The 21,075-nt window shown below is 60.1% G+C and carries 21 protein-coding genes; 10 read left to right on the forward strand and 11 right to left on the reverse strand.

Annotated features, from left to right (window positions below):
* The first annotated feature begins 32 nt into the window (after window positions 1–32).
* Window positions 33–329 (forward strand): hypothetical protein, encoded by a 297-nt coding sequence (locus FHT77_RS12995; protein ID WP_071224919.1) that lies wholly within the window; start codon window positions 33–35, stop codon window positions 327–329.
* A gap of 349 nt (window positions 330–678) precedes the next feature.
* On the opposite strand, the gene FHT77_RS13000 is transcribed toward FHT77_RS12995, so the two are convergent.
* The 7 genes from FHT77_RS13000 to FHT77_RS13030 all read right to left on the reverse strand — a co-directional run bounded on the left by FHT77_RS13000 (window position 679) and on the right by FHT77_RS13030 (window position 6,656).
* Window positions 679–1,764 (reverse strand): patatin-like phospholipase family protein, encoded by a 1,086-nt coding sequence (locus FHT77_RS13000; RefSeq protein ID WP_183755418.1) that lies wholly within the window; start codon window positions 1,762–1,764, stop codon window positions 679–681.
* Window positions 1,765–1,918: 154 nt separating this feature from the next.
* Window positions 1,919–2,668, reverse strand: a complete 750-nt coding sequence (locus tag FHT77_RS13005) for a 2OG-Fe(II) oxygenase (RefSeq protein ID WP_183755419.1) — start codon at window positions 2,666–2,668, stop codon at window positions 1,919–1,921.
* A complete protein-coding gene (gene ada / locus FHT77_RS13010) occupies window positions 2,665–3,750 on the reverse strand; it encodes a bifunctional DNA-binding transcriptional regulator/O6-methylguanine-DNA methyltransferase Ada (protein ID WP_183755420.1) in 1,086 nt (361 codons plus the stop codon). The genes FHT77_RS13005 and ada overlap by 4 nt, the downstream gene beginning before the upstream one ends.
* Window positions 3,751–3,984: 234 nt before the next feature.
* The gene (locus FHT77_RS13015) at window positions 3,985–4,434 is read right to left on the reverse strand and encodes an ester cyclase (protein WP_183755421.1); all 450 of its coding nucleotides are present in this window, start codon (window positions 4,432–4,434) and stop codon (window positions 3,985–3,987) included.
* Between the two features lie 204 nt (window positions 4,435–4,638).
* Window positions 4,639–5,253, reverse strand: a complete 615-nt coding sequence (locus FHT77_RS13020; RefSeq protein WP_183755422.1) for a YceI family protein — start codon at window positions 5,251–5,253, stop codon at window positions 4,639–4,641.
* Window positions 5,254–5,292: 39 nt separating this feature from the next.
* Window positions 5,293–6,138 (reverse strand): arylamine N-acetyltransferase family protein, encoded by an 846-nt coding sequence (locus FHT77_RS13025; RefSeq protein ID WP_183755423.1) that lies wholly within the window; start codon window positions 6,136–6,138, stop codon window positions 5,293–5,295.
* A gap of 56 nt (window positions 6,139–6,194) precedes the next feature.
* Window positions 6,195–6,656, reverse strand: coding sequence for a cupin domain-containing protein (locus tag FHT77_RS13030; RefSeq protein ID WP_183755424.1), 462 nt, complete (start codon window positions 6,654–6,656; stop codon window positions 6,195–6,197).
* A 288-nt stretch (window positions 6,657–6,944) separates the two neighbouring features.
* On the opposite strand from FHT77_RS13030, the gene FHT77_RS13035 reads away from it, so the two are divergent.
* Window positions 6,945–7,430, forward strand: coding sequence for a pyridoxamine 5'-phosphate oxidase family protein (locus FHT77_RS13035; protein WP_183755425.1), 486 nt, complete (start codon window positions 6,945–6,947; stop codon window positions 7,428–7,430).
* Complete coding sequence (locus FHT77_RS13040) at window positions 7,427–8,794, forward strand: GAF domain-containing protein (protein ID WP_183755426.1); 1,368 nt, start codon at window positions 7,427–7,429, stop codon at window positions 8,792–8,794. Before FHT77_RS13035 ends, FHT77_RS13040 begins: the two co-directional genes overlap by 4 nt.
* A 57-nt stretch (window positions 8,795–8,851) precedes the next feature.
* Here FHT77_RS13040 and FHT77_RS13045 read toward each other — a convergent pair whose 3' ends face one another.
* Both FHT77_RS13045 and FHT77_RS13050 read right to left on the reverse strand, forming a co-directional pair.
* Window positions 8,852–9,046, reverse strand: coding sequence for a hypothetical protein (locus tag FHT77_RS13045; protein ID WP_016555129.1), 195 nt, complete (start codon window positions 9,044–9,046; stop codon window positions 8,852–8,854).
* Window positions 9,046–9,213, reverse strand: a complete 168-nt coding sequence (locus tag FHT77_RS13050; protein ID WP_183755427.1) for a hypothetical protein — start codon at window positions 9,211–9,213, stop codon at window positions 9,046–9,048. The genes FHT77_RS13045 and FHT77_RS13050 overlap by 1 nt, the downstream gene beginning before the upstream one ends.
* Before the next feature lie 132 nt (window positions 9,214–9,345).
* On the opposite strand from FHT77_RS13050, the gene FHT77_RS13055 reads away from it, so the two are divergent.
* A complete protein-coding gene (locus FHT77_RS13055; RefSeq protein WP_183755428.1) occupies window positions 9,346–9,702 on the forward strand; it encodes a DUF982 domain-containing protein in 357 nt (118 codons plus the stop codon).
* A 4-nt stretch (window positions 9,703–9,706) separates the two neighbouring features.
* Complete coding sequence (locus FHT77_RS13060; protein ID WP_183755429.1) at window positions 9,707–10,744, forward strand: hypothetical protein; 1,038 nt, start codon at window positions 9,707–9,709, stop codon at window positions 10,742–10,744.
* Between the two features lie 61 nt (window positions 10,745–10,805).
* Here the strand turns inward: FHT77_RS13060 and aspT are convergent, their stop codons facing one another.
* A complete protein-coding gene (gene aspT / locus FHT77_RS13065; protein WP_183755430.1) occupies window positions 10,806–12,497 on the reverse strand; it encodes an aspartate-alanine antiporter in 1,692 nt (563 codons plus the stop codon).
* Window positions 12,498–12,547: 50 nt separating this feature from the next.
* Window positions 12,548–14,173, reverse strand: coding sequence for a bifunctional aspartate transaminase/aspartate 4-decarboxylase (locus FHT77_RS13070; protein ID WP_183755431.1), 1,626 nt, complete (start codon window positions 14,171–14,173; stop codon window positions 12,548–12,550).
* A 469-nt stretch (window positions 14,174–14,642) separates the two neighbouring features.
* Between FHT77_RS13070 and FHT77_RS13075 the strand changes: the two genes are divergently transcribed.
* The 5 genes from FHT77_RS13075 (at window position 14,643) to FHT77_RS13095 (ending at window position 21,028) form a co-directional block, all read left to right on the forward strand.
* Window positions 14,643–16,892 (forward strand): DUF3141 domain-containing protein, encoded by a 2,250-nt coding sequence (locus tag FHT77_RS13075; RefSeq protein WP_183755432.1) that lies wholly within the window; start codon window positions 14,643–14,645, stop codon window positions 16,890–16,892.
* Between the two features lie 56 nt (window positions 16,893–16,948).
* Complete coding sequence (locus FHT77_RS13080) at window positions 16,949–17,917, forward strand: phosphate acetyltransferase (protein WP_183755433.1); 969 nt, start codon at window positions 16,949–16,951, stop codon at window positions 17,915–17,917.
* A gap of 4 nt (window positions 17,918–17,921) precedes the next feature.
* Window positions 17,922–19,094: an acetate/propionate family kinase gene (locus tag FHT77_RS13085; RefSeq protein WP_183755434.1), complete on the forward strand. Its 1,173-nt coding sequence runs from the start codon at window positions 17,922–17,924 to the stop codon at window positions 19,092–19,094.
* A gap of 36 nt (window positions 19,095–19,130) precedes the next feature.
* Window positions 19,131–19,913, forward strand: a complete 783-nt coding sequence (fabI, locus tag FHT77_RS13090) for an enoyl-ACP reductase FabI (RefSeq protein ID WP_183755435.1) — start codon at window positions 19,131–19,133, stop codon at window positions 19,911–19,913.
* Between the two features lie 188 nt (window positions 19,914–20,101).
* Window positions 20,102–21,028, forward strand: coding sequence for a hypothetical protein (locus tag FHT77_RS13095; protein WP_183755436.1), 927 nt, complete (start codon window positions 20,102–20,104; stop codon window positions 21,026–21,028).
* Window positions 21,029–21,075 lie beyond the last annotated feature (47 nt).

The raw sequence follows: 21,075 nt of genomic DNA on the forward strand, positions 1-21,075 counted from the left end.
TCCTAGTCGAAGACGAGGCGATCCTCGCCCTGATGCTCGAGCAGGATGTAGTGGAGGCCGGCTACGTGGCGGTTGGCCCGTTCCGAGATCTCGAGACTGCTTTTCGTGCAGCCATCGATGAACCGTGCGACGCCGCGATCCTCGACATCAATTTGGATGGTGAAAGGTCGTATCCCGTTGCCGAGGAACTGGCAAAACGGGGCATCCCTTTCCTATTTCTCAGCGGATATGGGGCCGAAAGCATGCCTGAGAAATTCCGAGGTTGCCTGCGTCTTGCAAAACCCTACGACCCCGTAGATATCGTGCGGATGTTAGACCGAATTGCTTAGCGCCCCCAATGGTCAATCGAGTTTGCTTAGCGCTACTGCTTTCGGGCCGTCAGAATGATCCGAAGAGATTTCCGATCGTGATCACGGCGACAAGGGCGACAAGCGCACTTGCGATAGCCGCCATAGCGAGATCGACATAACCGTCCCCCCGCAGACCGCCAAGAGCGTTACCACCGCACCGTTATGTGCGAGACTGTCCAATTGGCAAGCAAGGGCTCGCCAGCGAGCCGTGCAGCCAGCATCGCGCAAAACGGCGCCAGGAGAAGGATACTCCAGCCGCGATACGCGAGCGCGACCAAGACACCAAGGGCAACCAGGACGCCAACGACATCATGACGGTTCCTAGCGCCTATTGCAGAACCGTATCGAGCAGACTTTCAATATCGAAGGTCGCCCGCGTCCCAATATCTGCCCCATGCAGCGCTAGAAATTCGTGCGCGGTTGCTTGCCCTTCTTGCCGGAGCATGGATAGAAACTCCCATTCGCCATTCATCTTGGATGACGCGTTCAATTCCGCCATGCTCGGCGGCGTGGCTATACGGTGGAGCCGGACACTCGACCATTCCTTTGCCCAGGCAATCTCATCCGGTGCAACGCCGCTCTCCGAAAGCATCCGCTGAAGTATGGCCATCGCTCGCAGTTCCTTCTTCAGGCTGGAGTTGAATGAGATTTCGTTGACGCGGTTAAGAATTTCACGCGCGGTTTTGGGAACGCCTGCGCGCTCGACCGGATTGACCTGAACAAGCACGAGGTCACGCGCCGCACTCTCGCGAACCACCGGCGTGAGAAGCGGATTGCCTGAGAAGCCGCCATCCCAATAAGGATCGCCGTCTATTTCGATCGCCTGATGCACCATCGGCAAGCACGCGGATGCCAGCACGACATCGGCGTTCAGTTCAGCGTTGCGAAAGACCCGTGGCAGACCCGTCCGCACGTTGGTCGCGTTGATGAACAGTTTGATGGGAGAGTGTTTCAGAAGCTCGAAATCAACACTTTCCTCGAGGATATCCCGAAGCGGATTGATATTGCCCGGATTGATCTCATAGGGCGAAAACAGCCGACTCATCACGTCGAAGAAAAGATAGGCCGGGGAATTGTCGAGCGACCAGTTGCCGGTCAACACGTCAAGTGCGGTGCGTTGAAACGGGCTGAAGCGCGCAACCTCACTGACGCGGCTCCAGAACGCCTCCAGCGCCAATTTTGCCCCCGTCTCTCCATCCACTGCAAAGCCGTGGGCAAGGACGACCGCATTCATCGCCCCGGCGGATGTGCCGCTGATGCTTGAAATGATAAGTCCGGGCTCGTCGATAATCCGCTCAATGACCCCCCAGGTGAACGCGCCGTGCGCTCCACCACCCTGCAGGGCGAGATCAATAGCGATTGGCTCTTTGCCGGATCGCGCGGGGCGAGAATTGCTGCGTGGTCTTGGCGGCATACGGACCTTCCCATTTCAGCATCTCTACCCTATGGCGATTATTGCAGCGCAGCAATAGGCAATTCATAGGAGTTCTGTCGCAGAAAGTCAGATGTAAGCGTTTTGCATTCGCAACGATCGCTGCCGTTGACGGGCCGCCGCCGGAATTGTGAGATCAACGCGCGTCGTGAAAGATGATCCCAACGGTGTGACGCATGCCGGAGCGCACACGGCTGACACCATGGCGCAGGTTTACGCGGTAATTCCCCTTGGTGCCCTGGACCGGTCGATTGTGGACAGCGAAGGCGACAGCGTCGCCCTGGCGAAGCGGTACGACCTCGACGCGGCTCTGCATGCGCGGTCGTTGTTCGGTCAGTGCAAATTCGCCGCCTGTGAAGTCACGGCCCGGCTCTGCGAGCAGGATCGCCACCTGGATCGGGAACGCGAGGTCACCGTAAAGATCCTGGTGAAGGCAGTTGAAGTCGCCTGGGACATACTGCAGCAAAAGCGGTGTCGGGCGCGTCTGCCCGGCGTCGTGGCATTGCTGCAGGAATGCGGCGTGTTCGTCTGGAAACCGCTGCTCCAGTCCCATTCGCTCGTTCCATGCGTTGGCGACAACGGCAAGGCGGGGATACAGCGCCGTGCGGATGCCGCCGATGAGATCGGGCAGCGGATATTTGAAATAGCGATACTCACCCTTCCCGAAGCCGTGCCGCGCCATGATGACATGGCTGCGGAAGTGGCTTTCGTCGGGATAGAGCGACGCAATGTTGCTGCATTCGTCGGGCGTGAGAAGGCCGGGAAGGACGGCGCAACCGAAGCCGTCGAGTTCGTCGGCAAGCGCTGTCCAGTCGTAGGCGACAATTCGTGCTTCCGCGGATGCAACCGTTGAGGCCGGTACCATGTCGATCGCGTTCTTGTTCATGCCTTCGCTTCCTTCTGGATGAGGGCACGCTTGCGCTCGATGCCCCAGCGATAGCCGGCAAGCGCGCCAGTGCCGCGCACGACGCGATGGCAGGGAATGGCCACCGCGATACTGTTTGCAGCGCAGGCACCGGCGACCGCCCGGGTGGCGCGCGGCGCGCCGATACGGCGGGCGATTTCCGAATAGGACACGCGCTCGCCGACCGGAACCTCCTGCAAAGCTTGCCATACCCGGCGTTGAAACGCCGTGCCGCGAACGTCGAGCGGCAGATCGAGGCCGATGCCGGGATTTTCGACGAAGCCGCAGACCTGGGCGACCAGCGCCTCGTAGTCGCGGTCCATGCCGATCAGGCGCGCCTTCGGGAAACGATCTTGAAGATCGCGAACCAGCGCGTCCGGGTCGTCGCCGAGTAGGATCGAAGCCACGCCCTTCGTGCTGGACGCCACCAGGATCGCGCCGAGATAGGATTGGCCGACTGCAAACTTGATGTCCTCGTTGGTGCCGCCGTCACGATACCGGGTCGGCGTCATGCCAAGCATGCCGTTCGATTTCTCATAGAAGCGGCCACTGGAATTAAAGCCGGCGTCGTACATCGCTTCGGTGACGCTCGTCCCGGTCTCGAGGCCTTCACCCACTTTTTTGGCGCGCTGGCCAACCGCATAGGCCTTCGGGGTCAGCCCCGTCGATGCTTTGAACATGCGATGGAAATAGCTCGGACTGCGATCGACAGCAGTTGCCAGATCCTCCAGCGAGGGCTCTCCCTCGCTGTCCTCGATGATCCGGCAGGCCTTCGCGACGAGCGTGGCCTTCTCGCGTTCGAGTGTAGGACCGTCGGGATTGCAGCGCCGGCAGGCCCGGAAGCCGGTCGCGCGGGCGCTTTCGATCGTGTCGTGCAGGGTGACATTCTTCGGGTTCGCCGTGCGCGACGGGCACGAGGGCCGACAATAGACGCCGGTCGTCGAAACCGAGTACCAGAGCTGACCGTCGGCGGACTTGTCGCGAGTGACAATACGCGCCCAGCGAGGATCGTCCGCTACAAGCGGGTGCGACGTGCGAAGGGTTGGCGCGGGGCGGATGTTCATGTTCATGGTTTCTACCCGAATTCGTTCCAGATCGACCGTGCCTTGGATCCGCAAGGGGCCACACTCCGATCCTCGCTCTCGAATGAAACAAAAACCACCCGGATCTTGCGCAGGTTGTCGACAGAGCGCCTGGCTCGCTTGGAGGCGAACGCAGATGAGGCTCGCACAGGGGCTGTGCGAGCCTTGGTTCTCCTGACCAAGATTAGCAGCCACGTGGGCTAGCGCTGTCAGGTTTCAGGCCTTATCGATCAGACCGAGCTGCATCATTGCAGTCAGGCCATCGTCGAGACCATTTTCCTCGACGATCATGCCATCGACGACCTTCAGCACGGTCTTGCCAGTGAAGCGCATCTTGCGGCCGGTTGCGGCTGGCAAGCCGCCGAGAAGGAAGTCATCAAAGGCCGGGCCGGTGTGCGTGCCGCCGCCTTCCCACTGGCCGACGACATAGTCGCCCTCGGCGATCAGGTCGGCGGTGCCCCAGAAGTTGAGATCGGGGAAGGCGGCTCGGAAGTCGGTCATGAACGCCTTGATGTCCTCGCGGCCGCGGCGCGGTTCATGCAGGGAATATTGCAGGAGCATGTCGGGTGCCGCGATGTCATCGACAACAGCAAGATTGACCTCCTTGCCCCAGAATTCGGTGAACCAGCGAACCACGACGGCCTTGTTGTCCTCTTCCTTGCGCATGGGAAGTCCTTTCTTCAAATCGTGCGATCATCGAAACCACTCGATGACCTGATGAAAGGGATATTTGAGCTTTCCGGCGACCAAACTCCGGTTCTTACCTTCGAATTGGAAACGGATGTGCTGGGCGATCCCATCAAAGGCGAAAGGTGCGCCCGCCCAGTGAAGAGATGCAGATCCGGCCGGACCTGCATCGCATTCGTTTCACTAGAATGAGTGATCAGCAGGCACCATCTGCGTTTCGATGGCGATGGTGATGATGTCGCCGAGTTCGGGGATTGCGAAATCCAGTCCCCATTCGCTGCGGCGGATCCTGCCGGTTGCCGAGAAGCCGATCTTCGGGACACCCATCCTTGAGTGCTTGGCCATCGAGCCGTTGAAGGTGACGTCGAGTGTTGCCGGGTGTGTCTCGCCGCGAAAGGTGAGGAGGCCTTCGACAGTACCCGTGTTCTCGCCGGTCACGTGGATCGTCCTGGAAACGAAAGTGATCGGCTTGGCTGCCAGGAAGGTCTCCGCTGTGCCGATTTCCGCGTCGAAGTCGACCTTCTCCGGCCAGGGATAGTCGGTGCGGACCGAGAGCGGATCGATCGCAACCGAGAGCGTGGAGGTTTCCGGCTGTTCCGGCTTCCAGTCGAGTCGCGCATCGACTTTGGTGAATCGCGCGGTGTAGTGCGACAGGCCGGAGTGGTCGAAGGACCAGCTGAGACTCGAATGCGAGGGGTCGGTCTTATAGGTCCCGGTCGGCGCCGGATCGGTGGCCACGGCAAGGGCGAGCGTCGTGCTCAAACCAAGAGCAAGGGCGAATGTTGTTATGCGAAGCATGGATGTTTCCTCGGATGTGGGATGATGCGGGGCATCGGCTCAAGCCGCCTTGTCGCGGCTGATGGCCTGGAGGCGCTCCCAGACGTGACCGGGTTGTGGGATCTCGAGATCGAATACGGTTTCGAACGTGTCGGAGAGATGCTCGGCGCTCGTGATGCGCTGCTCGGTGACGCTGTTCGCCGTCACATGGCTCAGACGGTCGTTCTGAAGTGCGACATAACCGTCCGCCGTGTGACGCAGGACCGCGAGTGCATTTGTGAAGGGGGAGCCTGGATCCTGCATCAGCCAGCCATGCGTTGCGACCATTGCGGACTCGTCGCTATGGTCGGCCTGGAAATCGAAGCTTTTCGCGATGCCGCGCACATGGTTGTTGAAGCGGAGCCAGCCGTCATCCGTTGGCATAATCGAGAAGTCGAAGCCGCGCTGGCTGAATGGTCCTGCGGCGAGTGGCACCGGCTCGATGATGGCGTCCGCCACGCCGACTTCGGCAAGATAGGGCCGATCGAGGTCGATACGCAGCGTCAGATGATTGCCGATGGCGATGTCGCCGAGCCTTTCCCGGTCGACGCCGCCGCACAGGCGGGTCACGCGGAAGCCAAGTGCGGCAAGCGCGGCACCGAAGAGGCCGTTCATTTCGTAACACCAGCCGCCGCGCCGCCGTTCGACCATCTTGGCGAAGGCCGCAGCCGGTGTGATCGTTGAGGGCCATCCCATGAAGGCGTCGAGCGCCTCCCATGTAAAACTCATGAGATGGGCACGGTGCAGCTGCGATAGGCTTCGGATGTCAAGACGCGACGGCCGCTCGACCGCGATCCGGGTCAGATAGGCATCGAGCTGCATGGCTGTCAGGGGCATAGCGGTTTCGTTCGAAGGCACGTGTGTCATCCTTCGGTATCCTTTCAATGGACCGTTGTTCAGTTCCGGTGTTGTGCTTGGGGTGGTCAGGCGACCTCGCGGTCGTCGTCGGGCGGGAAGGCCAGACCGAAGTCCTTGGCGACCGAGGCGATCTGCTCGGGTGTTTCGGGTTTGCAGAGCTCGACGATCGGAAAGAAGCTTTCGAACCCGCCCGGTGTGACGACGCCCATGAGGCGGCCCTCCGTCTTCCCGACGTTGCGAAAGCGGTGCGGCACGCCGCGCGGCAGTGCGATGCAGCCGCCTTCGGCAAGTTCGATATAGTCGCCGCCGCACCAGAAGCCGAAGCGCCCGCTAAGGACGCGGAAGAACTCGTCCTCGCGCTCGTGTATATGCAGTGGCGACCCTTCGCCGGCCTGCAAATAGGCCTCGTACATGCCGAGGGAACCGCCAGTGTTGTCCGCCATCATGCGGATCACATACTTACCGAACGCCATTGCTCGCGTCCCATGCCTCGGCGGCGAAACCGCCGCATAGGTAAAATTTTTCATCTTGCTCTCCAGGTTCGGAATGCATCGATCGTCGATGCTTTCACTGTTGCGGCAGGACGCAGAAATCCGAGCCTCGCTCCGACTACGGGGGCGCGGTGCCAATGTCTTTTGCCCGGCCGCACGAGGCCGCCGATGGCGTGCAGATGACAATTGTCCGGGCCGTCCAGCCTGTACGGCATTTCTATAGCGCACCGCGAAAACCGGCGTTCCTAAATGAATGTGCAAGCCATGCCGAATATCCTAAAAGTTTGCTAAGAAGATCGGGGATGCGCGCAATGGGGGACGTTAGTGAGGTTCGACGACAGGCTTCTCGATTTTTTCAATCGGCCGCTGATGTGCATTATCGCCGCGGCTGACGAGACCGGCCGTCCTTCGGCGGGACGCGGTGTCGGCTTCCATCCCCTGGAAGACCGCGAGACAGTCGACGTCATCTTTTCCGCCTGGCAGTGGCCACGGCTCGAAGCCTGTATCCGGCAGACCGGGCGGCTCGCTGTCACCTTCGTCAGCCCGTCGGATTATGTCAGTTTTCAACTGAAGGGGACCGCCCAGATGCGGGAGATGGAAACACCCGACCTCGATCGCGCCGACCGCTTTATAATGGCAGCGACGGACGAGCTGGAATCCCTCGGGGTGCCGCGGCGCCTTATCGCTCCATGGTTGACGGCACGAGAGGCGCGTGTCGCTCGGCTCATGATCAGTGAAATCTACATTCAGACGCCCGGCCCGCTCGCGGGCATGTTGGCAGGCACGCAGACCGGCGCGAGGTCTCAATGAATCTGCGGCTTTCCGATCTTTCCGCCTGCTTCGAGGGCGTCATCCCGTCCATCATCGCCACGGCGTCGGCCGATGGCATGCCGAACATCTCCTATCTATCGCATGTGGTGCGGGTCGATGAGGAGCATGTCGCGCTTTCCAACCAGTTCTTCGCCAAGACGGCGGCGAATGTACGCGCCAATCCCAAGGTCACACTGATCGTGGTCGACGGCTTCACCGGCGATCAGTTCCTGCTCGACATCGGTTTTGTTCGTTCCGTTGATACCGGTACACTGTTCGACAGGATCGCCCGCCAGCTCAAGGCGAGTAGCGCGCAGGTCGGCATGTCCGATGTCATGCGGCTCAGAAGCGCCGACATTTTCCGAGTGCACGGAATAGAAAAGGTTCCATCGCCGGCGGAAACAGGCTCACCCGCGACGGGCCGCGCGCCCGTCAGCCTTCCCGCCCTTTCTGAGGCGATCAAGGTCATCGAGCGACAGGCGGAAGCCGATGAGATCATCGACAGTCTGCTCGGCGGCGTCCAGCGCGTCCTCGGATACGATCATGCGCTCGTGCTCATCCACGACAGCCATCGTGGCTGCCTCATCACCACCGGTAGCATAGGCTACGAGCGCTCGGGTCTCGGATCGGAAATCGCCGGCAGCGAGGGATTGATCGGCGCAGCTGCGACGAGCGGCCAGACGATCAAGGTTAGCGACATGAGCCGCGTGCGCCGGTTCGGAGAGGCGATCGGTCTGGAGGCAGAACGGACCGAAAATGCCACGCGTACTGTTGCTTTCCCGCAATTGTCGACGGCCATGAGCCAGATCGCCATTCCCATGACCGCCCAAGGAACGGTGACAGGTGTACTCTTCATCGAGAGCGCCGAGCGCCTCGCCTTCCGCGAAGAGGACGAGGCTGCTCTCGAAATTCTGGTTGGACAGGCGGCCAGCGCCCTCAGGGCCAGCGAGCGGGAAGCGGCGGCGGCCGAATTGAAGCCGGCGGTCGGCATGCCCGAGTCTGTTATCGCCGGGCGGGAAGTCCGCGTCGTCCATCACCGCTTCGACGACAGTGTGTTCGTCGACGGAACCTACATAGTGAAGGGCGTTGCCGGGACCTTGCTGCGCCTGATGCTCGATTGGCATTTAAGCGACGGCAGGACCGAATTCACGAACAGAGAAATGCGGCTTGCGGTCGGTTCCCGGATGCCGGAGATCAAGGACAATCTTGAAACCCGGCTTCTGCTGCTGCGTCGCCGACTCGACGAAAAGCAGGCGCCCGTACGCCTCGTCCGCGTCAGCAGAGGCCGCGTCAGGCTGAAGGCGGAAGGACCGCTCATCCTCGAGGTCACCGCCTCCGACGAGACGACCTTCGAGAGGCTCTAGCCGGTCGGCCAATCCTTTCAAGGCGTAGGTCGATCTCAGTTGACAAACTTTGCATGCTCATTTGCGTTCAAACTGAGGAGCCCAACCGCGCGTTATGCCCCGGCTCATGGCGCTCTTGGCCAGTGACAGTTGCTGCCGCAAGTGCCTGATGTCCTCAAGCAGTGTGGCAATCGTCGCATTCACGTCGTCGTCATGCCAGGCGAGGGCTGCCTGCACTTCGAAATCGACGTCTTCCTTGGCCACGGGCAGCATCAGTGTAAATCCAAGCTCAGTTGCTGGCCTTTCACAACGGGCAGGGGGCGACCGATCTCGATGTTGCCAAATACGCGTTTGCGGCGTTCGGCATCGCGTTCGCGCTCAGCCTTACTCGCGGCTACGGCTGCCAGGGCATTTGCAATGACTTGCTCTGTATGGGTCATAGGAGCCTCCATGGGAATGTTCTTATTTTGTTCTAATTCAATCAAAAGTCAAGGACGTGCGGGCTCAGTGCTCTGGACGAAAGCGAATCGGCTTCCATTTATCAATACGGAAAAGTCAAGGGAGTTAGGGGCATGGTTGGCGAAATCCCCGTCTTTATCAGTCCGATGGACGTCGAAATTGAAGGCAACGGCCGATATCGACATGCTGATACAGTCGCAGATCTCGCCGCCATGCTCCTAAGCAGCAAATGGCCGAAAAGCCGTCCGTCGTTTCACAGCGCTCTGATGGCGTCCCTGGAGGCGATGGAATTTTACACTGACGCAGCGACAGCTCGGGCAGCTTTCGTAATTGCGGCGCACGAAGCGGGGCTTCGCGTTCTTCCGGACGACGGAGAAAAATCGCAAAAGAACTACCCAAGAAATGATGAGCAACGCCCCAGAGCGCGTGCCGGGGGGAAGGTCCGCCCTTTAGAGGACGGCCCAAGGTAAACAGATGATTGCCGCTCCTCGACGGTACACGCGATGGCGGCCGCCCTTCATCGCAGTGACGCTAGCGCTGTTCTTTTTTACCTGCGGATTGCCAAAAGTTACATTCGCAGATCCCGTTACCGATGATGGTCGCGCTTTGATAGCAGCTATACGGGCGAACGATTTTCTTAGCGCTCGCGAAATCTTACGCCGCGGGAATATCGACGGAAATGGATTTGCCGATGGGCGTTTTAAGCGAAGTTTTGTAAAGGAAGCTCTACAGGCGCAGGCTGATGACCGTATGGTCGATCTATTGCTGGAGAACGGCGCGGACCAGAAGGGATGGGACTATTTCGCAGGTCGCGCCTCAGGCGCTTACGTGGTGGCCGTCGGGGGCGTCAAAAGGCGCGGTGCTGATTCGACGGTTCGGATCATCAGGGCGCTAAGAAGCAAAAACTTCGACCATATTCGTGGTGTAAAGGAGAACATCAGCCTCCTTTCGATTAATGGGCTTCCCTATCCAGATTTCGTCTCCATTGTTGACGAGCTGTCCGGCGATGGAATTGACCTGAAGGGTGAGTTTCGTAACGGGACGCTCAAAATGGTGCGAGTTTTCGATACTGGCGTTGAGACCACCTGGCCGTATCTTCTTAAAATCATTGATGTGAATGAGGCCGATGCATGGGGAAATACCATTATGAGCGTTTACGCTGGGGCCAGTTGCACGGTGGAGAGCTGGCAGCAAGACGATCCTGTTTGGTTTTGCAACGAGGATCCTGCCAGGTTGAGGAAAATTGAAATTGCCGCCCATTCGCCGGGGTTTAAGGGAGACACACTTCTACAAAAGGCCGGTGGCTGGACCACGTTCGACTATCTAGACTTCACATCTGGCCAAACTGGGAGTTGCTTCAGCCTCCCACGCGAGATCAGTCCGGTTCAGGACGAAATTCGGGACTTCGTGAAATCCACCTTCTCCGGAGAACTGGCGCAGTGGACACCGGTGAACGACCCGTCATGTTCGGTACGCGGTTCGACCGTCGTTTGCAAATGCCTGAGGCCGTAAAAAGTTGCTCAGTGCATGGGTCCGCTATGCCGCTTAGCTCGGATACCGCGCGGGTCGCCAACTAGCCAAGCAGCATAACGACGACCATGCCCCAGATCGTCAGCAGCGTGTTGCCGATGGCGTATGTCACGGTATAGCCGAGGGCCGGAACCTGGCTTTTCGCAGCGTCGGTAATCATGCCAAGGGCCGCGGTCGTGGTCCGGGCGCCAGCGCAGGCGCCGAACAGGATGGCCGGGTCGAACTTGAACAGATATTTCCCGGTGTACATCGCGAGGATCAAGGGGATGGTGGTCGCGACGACGCCCCAGAGGAACAGGCTGACGCCGAGCTCCTTGAGACCTGCGACGAACCCGGGCCCGGCGGTAAGGCCGACGACCGCGATGAAGACGTTCAGGCCCACCGAATTCATGAACCACACGGTCGACGATGGAATCCGACCGAATGTGGGGTGCACCGATCGCAGCCAGCCGAAGACAAGGCCCGAGATCAATGCGCCGCCGGCGGTCGAGAGGGTCAGCGGTATGCCCGCAACATTCAGGACGAACGCGCCGACGAGCCCGCCCAATACGATTGCAGCGCCGATGAAGGCGACATCGGCGACGTCGGTGGCTCGGTCGGCATAGCCGATGTGTTTGGTGGCGGCCGCAATGTCCTTTGAGCGGCCGACGAGTGTCAGGATGTCGCCGCGGTGCAGGACGGTGTCGGGCAGGATGGGGATGACGACCGCGGTAGCGCCGCGCACAATCTTGCGCAGGAATACACCACGCGCGGCTGGCGACTTGGCAATCTCGGAGAGCTTCTTGCCATCGATCTCCTTGCTGGTAACGAATACGTCGACGCCTTCAGCTGGGACATTCTGCAGTTCGGGATCGTTGACTTCCTCCGCTTCGTGACCAAGCACGTTGACCAACACATCGGTTGGACCAACCACGGCAACGACATCGCCAGCTTGCAGAACCGTATCGGCCGTCGCCTCCTGGATCACGCCGTCCCGACGGATGCGCTCTACGAAAACCCGTGCGTTTGGGATAAGCGCCTCAGCCTTCGCGGCCGTCAGGCCAACCACGGGCCCACCGGGCTTGATCCGGTATGCGCGCAGTTCGAAACGGTGCCAGGCCGAACCTGCCCCACCAAGTTCTGCCGCGGCGCTGTGGCGGGTTTCATAGTCCTTGCAGGCGGCGACGAGGTCGATTCCAAGAAGTCTTGGACCGACAAGCGCGAGAATGACTGCCGATCCCGCCGTGCCGAAGATGTAGGTCACCGCATAGGCGATGGGCATCGCGTTGAGCGTCGCAGTTACTTGGTCGGGCGGTAGGCCGGCGCGGTTTATCGCGTCCGTCGCTAGGCCCATGGAGGCCGAGATCGTCTGAGACCCGGCATAAAGACCGGCCGCGGAACCGATATCATAACCCGCCAACATCGCAAGGATCACCGGAACGGCAAGGCAGTAGATGCAGACGATCACCGAAAAGGCAGCCTGCGGCAGGCCATCGGTTGCGATGCCACGCACAAATTGCGGGCCGACGCCGTATCCTACCGCAAAAAGGAACATGAGAAAGAAGACCGATTTTACGTTCGGCGACACGGTAATTCCGAGCTGACCAATGACCACGGCCGCAAGCAAGGTCGAGGTGACGGCCCCAAGGCCGAGACCCTTATAGGTGAACTTTCCGACGAAGTAGCCGATCGCAAGCGATAGGAAGATCGCGATCTCGGGATATTTTCGAAGCGTTTCGGCGAACCATTCGAACATGACGGCGTGATCTCCTGAGTAGAACTATGCGACGGAGTGTTCGTCGCCCGCTAGGGCTGCGCCAATTCGCCCTTTGACGCGCGATAGGCCTGTAGATAGCCGCGCGCAACCGCGCGTATTGCGCGCCCGATCGAGTCGTAAGCCTCGTCGGGTAGGTTGGCGAACGATACGCGCACCGACCAGTTGGGGGCATCGAAGCCCGATCCGTTCAGAACCACGATGCCGTGGTCTTCGGCGAGCTTGAAGGCGATGTCGAGCGGATGGACGTTCTGCTTGACCCAGTCGGTCACCTCGTCGCCGACATACTTCCGCGCCCAGAATTCGTAGTCGATGATGCCGTAGTAGCGGTCGAAATAGGGGCGGGCGTGAAACTCAATCCCCATCCCGTTCATCAGTTTGTCGAAGCGCCGTTGGCAGATGGCCATGCAGGCCTTTTGATAGATCTTGTCCTCGTCCATCATCTCGACGAGGCCGAACAGCGACATCATCACCTGCTGCGGCAGCGACAGGCCGGCGGTGTGGTTCAACGCTACATCGCGGCTGTCAGCGACGATGCGATCGATGAATTTGATCTCTCGCGGATGCGGAGTGAGTGCCTTGTAGCGGGCGTCCATCAGCTTCTGGGCAGATTCCGGCAGCGCGCGGATCGCCTTGTCGAAGATGTTGTCCTGGGCGACGGCGACGACGCCTAGGCGCCAGCCGGTGCAGCCGAAATACTTGGAGTAAGAATAGACGCCGATCGTGTTGTGCGGCAGATGACCCATCACCGACTCGAAGTTCGGCACGAAGGTTCCGTAGACGTCATCCGTCAGGATCATTAGATCCGGGCGTTTCGTCTTCACGAATTTCACCAGACGTCCCATCGACTCGGGATCAAGCGCAACAGCCGACGGATTGCCGGGATTGACGATGAACAGCGCCTTGACCGACTTGTCCTCGAGCGCTTTCAGGTCTTCATCGGTGAGCTGGAAACGGTCCTCAGCCTCCGCCGAAACGTGGACCTGTTTTAGCGCGTAATCTTCGAGATGCGGCATTTCGAGGTAAGGCGTAAAGATCGGCGTGACCAGCGCGATCGTGTCGCCGGAATTCAGCAGCCGGGCGTTTTTCAGCGCCTTGAAGATATAGCACATGGCCGCGGTGCCACCCTCGACCGGGTATAAGTCGAATTTCGCGCTCGGACGATGGCCGGCGCACATGGCCCACATCAGGTATTCGTGCGTGATCGCTTCGTTGTGGACAAGCGCACGGTCGGGGACGGGGTAGTGGTCCCCGATGATTGAATCCGTCAATTCATTGACGAATTTGTCCGGCTCGAAGGCGAATTTCTTGATGGCAAAATCGACGACCGCCTCAAGCGTGTCCGCGCCGGGGGTATCAGGGTCGCCCTTGCGTTTCTGCACCCAGGCTTTCAGGCGGCTGTAGCAACCATCCGTCGGAGGCATGCCTGCGAGACCAGCTGCTTCGTCATAAGAGACCCGCTTGGCTTCGGTGAGCGCGAACTGCCCGAGCAGGAAGAACGCCTCGCGCGCCCGCGTTGCGATCCAGTTCGGATTGCCTCGCCCGGCGTTGAGATAAACGCGCCCTGCCTTGTCGGCCTGCGCCAGGCGGATCAATTCGTCCTTGATCTCAAACGGGCTAAGGTCCTCGAACTTGGCGTAAATACCAGCGTCTGGCATGACCATTCCTCCCCGTCACGCAGCGCTCGCCAATTGCGTGGACGCCGCCGTTGTGCTTACGTTCGGGGGATAATCGGCCGAACTCTCCCGACATGGAAGTAAGTTACGCCGCAAGGAAGAGTAGAATCCTGTAATCTACGCACACTTCACCCCTTTTTCGTAAACCCATTATGAATGGGTGCGAGAACCAGCATTGATGTGTCACGAACGTGCGCCCGACAGCGCTGGCGGCCGATCGACACTTCGTTCCGGATGAAGTCGCCCGCCGCTCCGGTGATATCTGCTCACCAACAGCGTATACTACCGTAAGATACGTAGGTGCAGCCGTCGGGCGCTGTTATGCTGCAACTGCTAACAAACAGGTGGCTGGCCGCCGGGCAGTTCCTTCACAGAGCGGACGCAGATCGAGAATATCATTCAAGCATAGATCTTCGGTCTCTCGCTGAGAGCGTGAATGAGGAGATTTGGCATGCGGTATCCTTCCTATCTTCCGAAAGCCGATTTCGCCGCTCAATTCGGTCCTGCCGGCTTCTTCTTCGATTACGCCTTGGATGCTGCCCAGCGTAGCGTGCTGTTCTGGGATGTGATGCGAAAGCGCGGCAATCAGTATCGGACCCATGCCGAAGCGACGGCTCCGCACGTACTGAGCTTCACGCCCGAGATTGTCCTCGATGGGCGCTCCCTCGAGAAACCCGTCAACTACGCATTGGCTCGGATCATTCCTCCCACTGGGATCGAGGTCGACGAGATGCGCCGGCCGTTCGTGGTCGTGGATCCGAGGGCCGGACACGGGCCGGGCATTGGCGGGTTCAAGGCGGACAGCGAAATCGGTGTCGCGTTGCGAGCCGGGCATCCCTGCTATTTCATCGGCTTCCTTCCGGAGCCTGTCCCGGGGCAGACGATAGAAGACATTACGCTTGCCGAAGCCGTGTTTCTGGAGAAAGTCATCTCTTTGCATCCGCAGGCCGACGCCAAACCCTGTGTGATCGGAAATTGTCAGGCAGGCTGGGCGGTCATGATGCTGGCCGCAATGCGGCCTGAGTTGTTCGGCTCGATCATCATTGCCGGGGCGCCGCTGTCTTATTGGGCGGGTGAGCGCGGCAAATACCCGATGCGCTACACCGGCGGGCTGTTGGGCGGTACCTGGCTCACCGCGCTCACGAGCGACCTCGGCCACGGAACCTTTGACGGCGCCTGGCTGGTACAGAATTTCGAAAACCAGAACCCGGCCAACACGCTCTGGACCAAGCAATATAACCTCTACTCGAAGATCGACACCGAGGCGCCGCGCTATCTCGGCTTCGAGGAGTGGTGGGGCGGACATGTTAGCCTGAACGCGGAGGAGATCCAGTTCATCGTCGACGAACTCTTCGTCGGCAACAATCTCGCCGCCGGTCGCATCGAGACATCGAAGGGGGAGGCCCTAGATCTTCGCAACATTCGCGCCCCGATCGTCGTCTTCTGCTCGAAGGGGGACAACATCACGCCGCCCGCACAAGCGCTGGGCTGGATCTTGGACCTTTATGACGATGTGAACGAGATCCGGGCGCACGGGCAGACGATCGTTTACACCGTCCATGAAACAGTCGGCCATCTCGGCATCTTCGTGTCGGCGAGCGTCGCACGCAAGGAACACGGGGAGTTCTCCAGCAATATCGACCTGATCGATGCGCTGCCGCCCGGTCTTTATCAGGCGATCTTCGAGCCAAGGACCGATGAGACCATCGGCGGGGATCTCGTTGAAGGCGATTGGATCATGCGCTGCGAGACAAGAACGCTCGACGACATCCGTGCGCTTGGTTGCAATGACGCCGAGGACGATCGCCGTTTCGCGACTGTTGCAAAGGTGTCGGATATCAACCTCTCGCTCTATCGTACTTTCCTCCAGCCTGTGGTCCGCGCGATGGTGCCCGAATGGACGGCGAACCAATTGCGCGACGCGCACCCGCTCCGGTTGCAATACGAACTGTTTTCTGACGTCAATCCATTGATGGCGCCGATTGCGGACCTTGCCGTCGGCGTAGAGGACGAACGGCGTCCGGTTGCCGCGGGCAATCCCTTCCTGGCGTTGGAGCAGGCATTCTCCCAGCAGATTGTTGCGGGGCTGGAGGCATGGCGTGAAGGAATGGAGGCGCTAAGCGAAGCGACGTTCCTCTCCGTCTATGGCTCTCCGCTTTTGCAGGCAGCCGTCGGGATCGATCCGTCCGACACAAAGCCGCATCGACGTGCGAGCAAGACCGGCTTTCATCGTCAGGTCCTCCAGACAAGAGTCGACGAACTCAAAGCGCAGATCGGCAATGGTGGCCTTCGCGAAGGCCTGGCGCGCAGTCTGCTCTACGTCGCCATGGCAAGCGGCGCAGCCGACGAGCGTGGGTTTGCTGCGATCCGTCGGATGCGCAACGCCGAGGACGGAATGCCGGCAATGACGCTGGCCGAGTTCAAGGCGTTGATCCGCGATCAATTCCTCATGCTGGTGATCGATGAGGAAGCTGCCGTTAGTGCGATCCCCCGTCTGCTGCCGGCAGAAGCGGATGTTCGCCGCGAAGCCTTGTCGTCTCTGCAGCAGGTCTTGAACGCGCGCGGGGCCCTTTCGGAAGAAGCCGAGCGGCGCTGGCAGAGAGTTATCGGGCTCTTCGACCTCTCCGGCGAGCCGCTTGCCGGACCCGCATCGGAGCCGCGGAAGCCGACGCCCCTCAAGGCAGTCAGGCGCGCGAACTGAACGAGAGCCAACTACCGTCGAGCTTGTACTCGTCCTTCAACATGGAGCATGTGCAGATGTCGGATCTGGACAACATCGGGGAAGAAGCCGGGCGTCACGAGAAATATGAACGGCTGGTCGCAAAGGCAAAGCAGGTGCCGCAGATGCAGACGGTTGTCGCCCATCCTTGCGACGAGACATCGCTGCGTGGAGCGGTCGAGGCGGCCGAGGTCGGGTTGATGCGCCCGATCCTTGTCGGGCCAGCAGAGAAGGTGCAAGCGGTCGCCCAGTCACACAACCTCGATATCTCGCCATTCGAACTGGTCGACACACCGCATAGCGACGCAGCGGCGGCGAAGTCGGTGGAGATTATCCGGGAAGGTGGCGCCGACCTCCTGATGAAGGGAAGCCTGCACACGGATGAGCTCATGCGGGCGGTGGCCTCATCCACGACGGGGCTACGGACGGCACGCCGGATCAGCCACGTCTTTGTCATGGATGTTCCGCACTACTCGGAGACCTTGTTCATTACCGACGCGGCAATCAATATCGCGCCGGATCTCGATGCCAAGCGGGACATCATTCAGAACGCGATCGATCTGTTCACGCAGATTGGTCTGGGAGTGCCACGAGTGGCAATCCTTTCGGCTGTCGAAACAGTGACGTCGAAGATCCCTTCGACCATCGACGCAGCAGCGCTTTGCAAGATGGCCGAGCGTGGGCAGATCACCGATGGCATTCTCGACGGGCCGCTTGCTTTCGACAACGCGATCGACCCGGAAGCGGCACGGATAAAGGGCATCCAGTCGCCGGTCGCCGGCCGCGCGCAGATCCTGGTCGTGCCCAATCTCGAGGCAGGCAATATGCTGGCGAAGAACTTGACCTTCCTCGCAAGGGCGGACGCTGCGGGCATTGTTCTCGGCGCCCGTGTGCCGATCATCCTGACATCCCGGGCGGATTCGGTCCGGGCGCGTCTTGCCTCCTGCGCCGTCGCAGTCTTGCTTGCCGATGCACGCCGCCGCACAGCACCGATACAGGGTAGTTGATGCCATGGATACCATCCTCGTCGTGAATGCCGGTTCGTCGAGCCTGAAATTCGAAGTGTTTTCGGTTGCGAGTTCGCTGGTGCGGCTGATCAAGGGCCAGATGGAAGGGATTGGCACGTCGCCACACCTCACCATCAAGAGCGCCGGCGGCGAGCGGTTGGCGAACGAAAACTATCCGCTTGACGCTGTTCCCGACCTGGTGGCGGCGATGCGCCTGGTCGGCGAGTGGCTGCGGCAGCGGCAGGAGGGGCGACTGATCGCGGTCGGTCATCGCGTCGTCCATGGCGGTCCGAACCATTCACGTCCGGCGCGGATCGACGCGACGTTGCTTCGCGAGTTGGAGCAGTATGCGCCGCTGGCACCGTTACATCAGCCCAACAACCTCGCGCCTATCCGCGTGCTTTTGGAACGGCAACCCGAGCTTCGGCAGGTCGCTTGCTTCGACACGGCCTTTCATCGAGGCCACGACCCGATGACGGATCACTATGCTATTCCGGCGCATTATTTCGAGGAGGGTGTTCGGCGCTACGGTTTTCACGGGCTGTCTTACGAATATGTGGCCGGAAGGCTGACGGACATTGCACCTGCTGTCGGAAAACGACGAGTTATCGTTGCCCATCTAGGGAGCGGCGCATCGATGTGCGCGTTGCACCAGGGTGTGAGCATCGAGTGCACGCTCGGCTTTACTGCACTCGACGGCCTGCCCATGGGCACGCGATGCGGCCAGATCGATCCCGGTGTGCTGCTCTATCTCCTTCAGCAGCATGGGATGACGGCACCGCAACTGCAGGACCTGCTTTACAAGGAGTCAGGCCTCAAGGGGCTTTCCGGCAGCAGCAACGATGTTCGCGACCTGCTTGCCAGCGACGAAACGGGCGCAAGGCTCGCGCTTGACCATTTTGTCCACCGCATCGGCCTCAATGCCGGCGCGCTGGCAGCCGCACTCGGCGGGCTGGACGCTTTTGTGTTTACCGCTGGTGTCGGTGAAAATTCGCCGGTGATGCGTGCACGGATTGCAAAGAAGCTGGAATGGCTTGGCGCGTCGGTCGACCCGGCGCGGAACGAGGCCGGCGAGCTACTTGTCTCCAGCGACGACAGCAAGGTCGCCATCTATGTCGTGCCGACTGACGAAGAACTGATGATTGCGCGCCATACGCTGGCGCTGATCGCGGCCTAGGCGGCGCACTGGACGCTTAAAAGGAGAGGGGTGGATATGATTCCAGAAGTAAAGGCCAAGCTTCTCGAAGGAAAACGCGGGCTGGTGGTCGGCATTGCCAACGACCAGTCGATCGCGTGGGGCTGTGCCCGAGCATTTCGCGCCTTGGGCGCGGAACTCGCGGTGACCTATCTTAACGACAAGGCCAAGCCTCATGTCGAGCCGCTGGCCGAGGAGCTCGAGGCGCCCATTGTTATGCCGCTCGATGTTGCCGTGCCCGGACAGCTCGAGGCCGTCTTCGACCGTATCTCGGAGCAATGGGGTGAACTCGATTTCGTCGTGCATTCGATTGCATTCTCGCCGAAGGATACGCTGCAGGGACGCGTCGTAGATGTGCCGCAGGATGGCTTCCTGAAGACGATGGACATCTCCTGCTGGTCGTTCATCCGCATGGCGCATCTTGCCGAGCCATTGATGAAGCGCGGCGGCACGCTGTTCACCATGACCTATTACGGCAGCCAGATGGTGGTGAAAAACTACAACGTCATGGGTGTGGCCAAGGCTGCGCTGGAAAGCGCCGTCCGCTACATAGCCGCTGAACTTGGGCCGAAGGGTATTCGTGTTCATGCCATCTCGCCAGGTCCCTTAGCGACGAGGGCAGCCTCCGGTATCCCGGAATTTGACGAGCTGTTGAACAAGGCCCAGGAAACGGCCCCAACGCGCAGCCTCGTCTCGATCGACGATGTCGGTATGGCAACGGCCTTCCTGGCCCATGACGCCGCGCGCCTGATCACTGGCGATACCATCTACATCGACGGCGGCTACCACATTATCGATTGACCGATCGAGGTGAATCTCAGGAATTGTACTGGGAGTTGCTGCTTGATCCTTGCGGGCCTCCCGGGAATCGACTTCAACTATGCGGAGCTACCGAGTGGACGTTGCGAGTTTGTTGCCGCTTGCTCGGATACCGTGCGTTCCAAACTGGTTAGATGCAGCGTACTTGCAGTTGCTTACGGGAGGAAGCAATGAGTTCGCCGGGTGGACAAAATCTCTCACCCGAACCCGCAAGGGTCCGGGATCAACTCGACCGCATCTTGTCGAGCGCAGAGTTCCAGGTTCCGGATCGCAGCCGAAGGTTTCTAGCGTACATCGTCGACGAAGCCTTGGCGGGGCGGCTGGAGAATCTGAGAGCCTATGCCATTGCCCAGGCTGTCTTCGGCCGTGATGCCTCCTTTGATGCGCAAAACGACCCGGTCGTTCGTATCGAGACCGGGCGTATTCGCCGCGCGCTGGAGCGTTACTATCTGGTGGCCGGGCAAAGTGATCCCATCCAGATTACCATTCCCAAGGGCAGATACGTACCGAGTTTCATTTCGGGCCAGCTGGACGTCGGACCGGAAACCCGTTCGATGCGAGCCGAGCCCGCGGTGGCGCAAGAGAAGCGCCGCCTTGCGTATCGCGAACTGGTGCTGCCGATTGGGTTGCTGGTTGTCGTTTTTGCAGTAGGCGTCTTCGCGCTGATCCGTCCAATCGAAGGATTGTTCGCTTCGCTTCGCCCCATATTCGTCGCGACTTCGCCTGATCGCGATGTATTGCGACCGCAGATCGTCGTCGAGCCTTTGGTCGGCATAGGTCGGGGCGATGGCGACGCGGATTTTGCCAAGGGGTTGACCGACGGAATTATCGTGCAGCTGACAAAGGTCAACTCAATCGCGGTTAAGGCGTTAGGGACAGACACCTCTCTCGCTGCAGGTCAAGCGCGGCTCTTTTTGCAAGGTAGCCTAGAGACAGAGAATGGCCGGCTGCACGTCCAAATTCGGTTGGTTGATCGAGCCGACGGAGCCGTGGTCTGGACGGGCGCTTATGACAACACTCTTCGCGAAGGCGGCATCCTCGACATCCAGGATGAGATCGCACGGAAGGTTGCCGATGCGATATCCATGCGGCAGTAATCAGAAGGCGGACGGAAGGCCCCTGCCGGAGGGCGTCCAAAACGAGT

This window comes from Rhizobium sp. BK181 (assembly GCF_014193305.1).
Classification (GTDB): Bacteria; Pseudomonadota; Alphaproteobacteria; order Rhizobiales; family Rhizobiaceae; genus Rhizobium.

Coding starts and splice junctions, on each gene's coding strand:
- FHT77_RS12995 (WP_071224919.1), top strand. CDS start 33: ATGCTCGAGCAGGATGTAGTGGAGGCCGGCTACGTGGCGGTTGGCCCG.
- FHT77_RS13000 (WP_183755418.1), bottom strand. CDS start 1,764: ATGCCGCCAAGACCACGCAGCAATTCTCGCCCCGCGCGATCCGGCAAA.
- FHT77_RS13005 (WP_183755419.1), bottom strand. CDS start 2,668: ATGAACAAGAACGCGATCGACATGGTACCGGCCTCAACGGTTGCATCC.
- ada (WP_183755420.1), bottom strand. CDS start 3,750: ATGAACATCCGCCCCGCGCCAACCCTTCGCACGTCGCACCCGCTTGTA.
- FHT77_RS13015 (WP_183755421.1), bottom strand. CDS start 4,434: ATGCGCAAGGAAGAGGACAACAAGGCCGTCGTGGTTCGCTGGTTCACC.
- FHT77_RS13020 (WP_183755422.1), bottom strand. CDS start 5,253: ATGCTTCGCATAACAACATTCGCCCTTGCTCTTGGTTTGAGCACGACG.
- FHT77_RS13025 (WP_183755423.1), bottom strand. CDS start 6,138: ATGACACACGTGCCTTCGAACGAAACCGCTATGCCCCTGACAGCCATG.
- FHT77_RS13030 (WP_183755424.1), bottom strand. CDS start 6,656: ATGAAAAATTTTACCTATGCGGCGGTTTCGCCGCCGAGGCATGGGACG.
- FHT77_RS13040 (WP_183755426.1), top strand. CDS start 7,427: ATGAATCTGCGGCTTTCCGATCTTTCCGCCTGCTTCGAGGGCGTCATC.
- FHT77_RS13045 (WP_016555129.1), bottom strand. CDS start 9,046: ATGCTGCCCGTGGCCAAGGAAGACGTCGATTTCGAAGTGCAGGCAGCC.
- FHT77_RS13050 (WP_183755427.1), bottom strand. CDS start 9,213: ATGACCCATACAGAGCAAGTCATTGCAAATGCCCTGGCAGCCGTAGCC.
- FHT77_RS13055 (WP_183755428.1), top strand. CDS start 9,346: ATGGTTGGCGAAATCCCCGTCTTTATCAGTCCGATGGACGTCGAAATT.
- FHT77_RS13060 (WP_183755429.1), top strand. CDS start 9,707: ATGATTGCCGCTCCTCGACGGTACACGCGATGGCGGCCGCCCTTCATC.
- aspT (WP_183755430.1), bottom strand. CDS start 12,497: ATGTTCGAATGGTTCGCCGAAACGCTTCGAAAATATCCCGAGATCGCG.
- FHT77_RS13070 (WP_183755431.1), bottom strand. CDS start 14,173: ATGCCAGACGCTGGTATTTACGCCAAGTTCGAGGACCTTAGCCCGTTT.
- FHT77_RS13075 (WP_183755432.1), top strand. CDS start 14,643: ATGCGGTATCCTTCCTATCTTCCGAAAGCCGATTTCGCCGCTCAATTC.
- FHT77_RS13080 (WP_183755433.1), top strand. CDS start 16,949: ATGTCGGATCTGGACAACATCGGGGAAGAAGCCGGGCGTCACGAGAAA.
- FHT77_RS13085 (WP_183755434.1), top strand. CDS start 17,922: ATGGATACCATCCTCGTCGTGAATGCCGGTTCGTCGAGCCTGAAATTC.
- fabI (WP_183755435.1), top strand. CDS start 19,131: ATGATTCCAGAAGTAAAGGCCAAGCTTCTCGAAGGAAAACGCGGGCTG.
- FHT77_RS13095 (WP_183755436.1), top strand. CDS start 20,102: ATGAGTTCGCCGGGTGGACAAAATCTCTCACCCGAACCCGCAAGGGTC.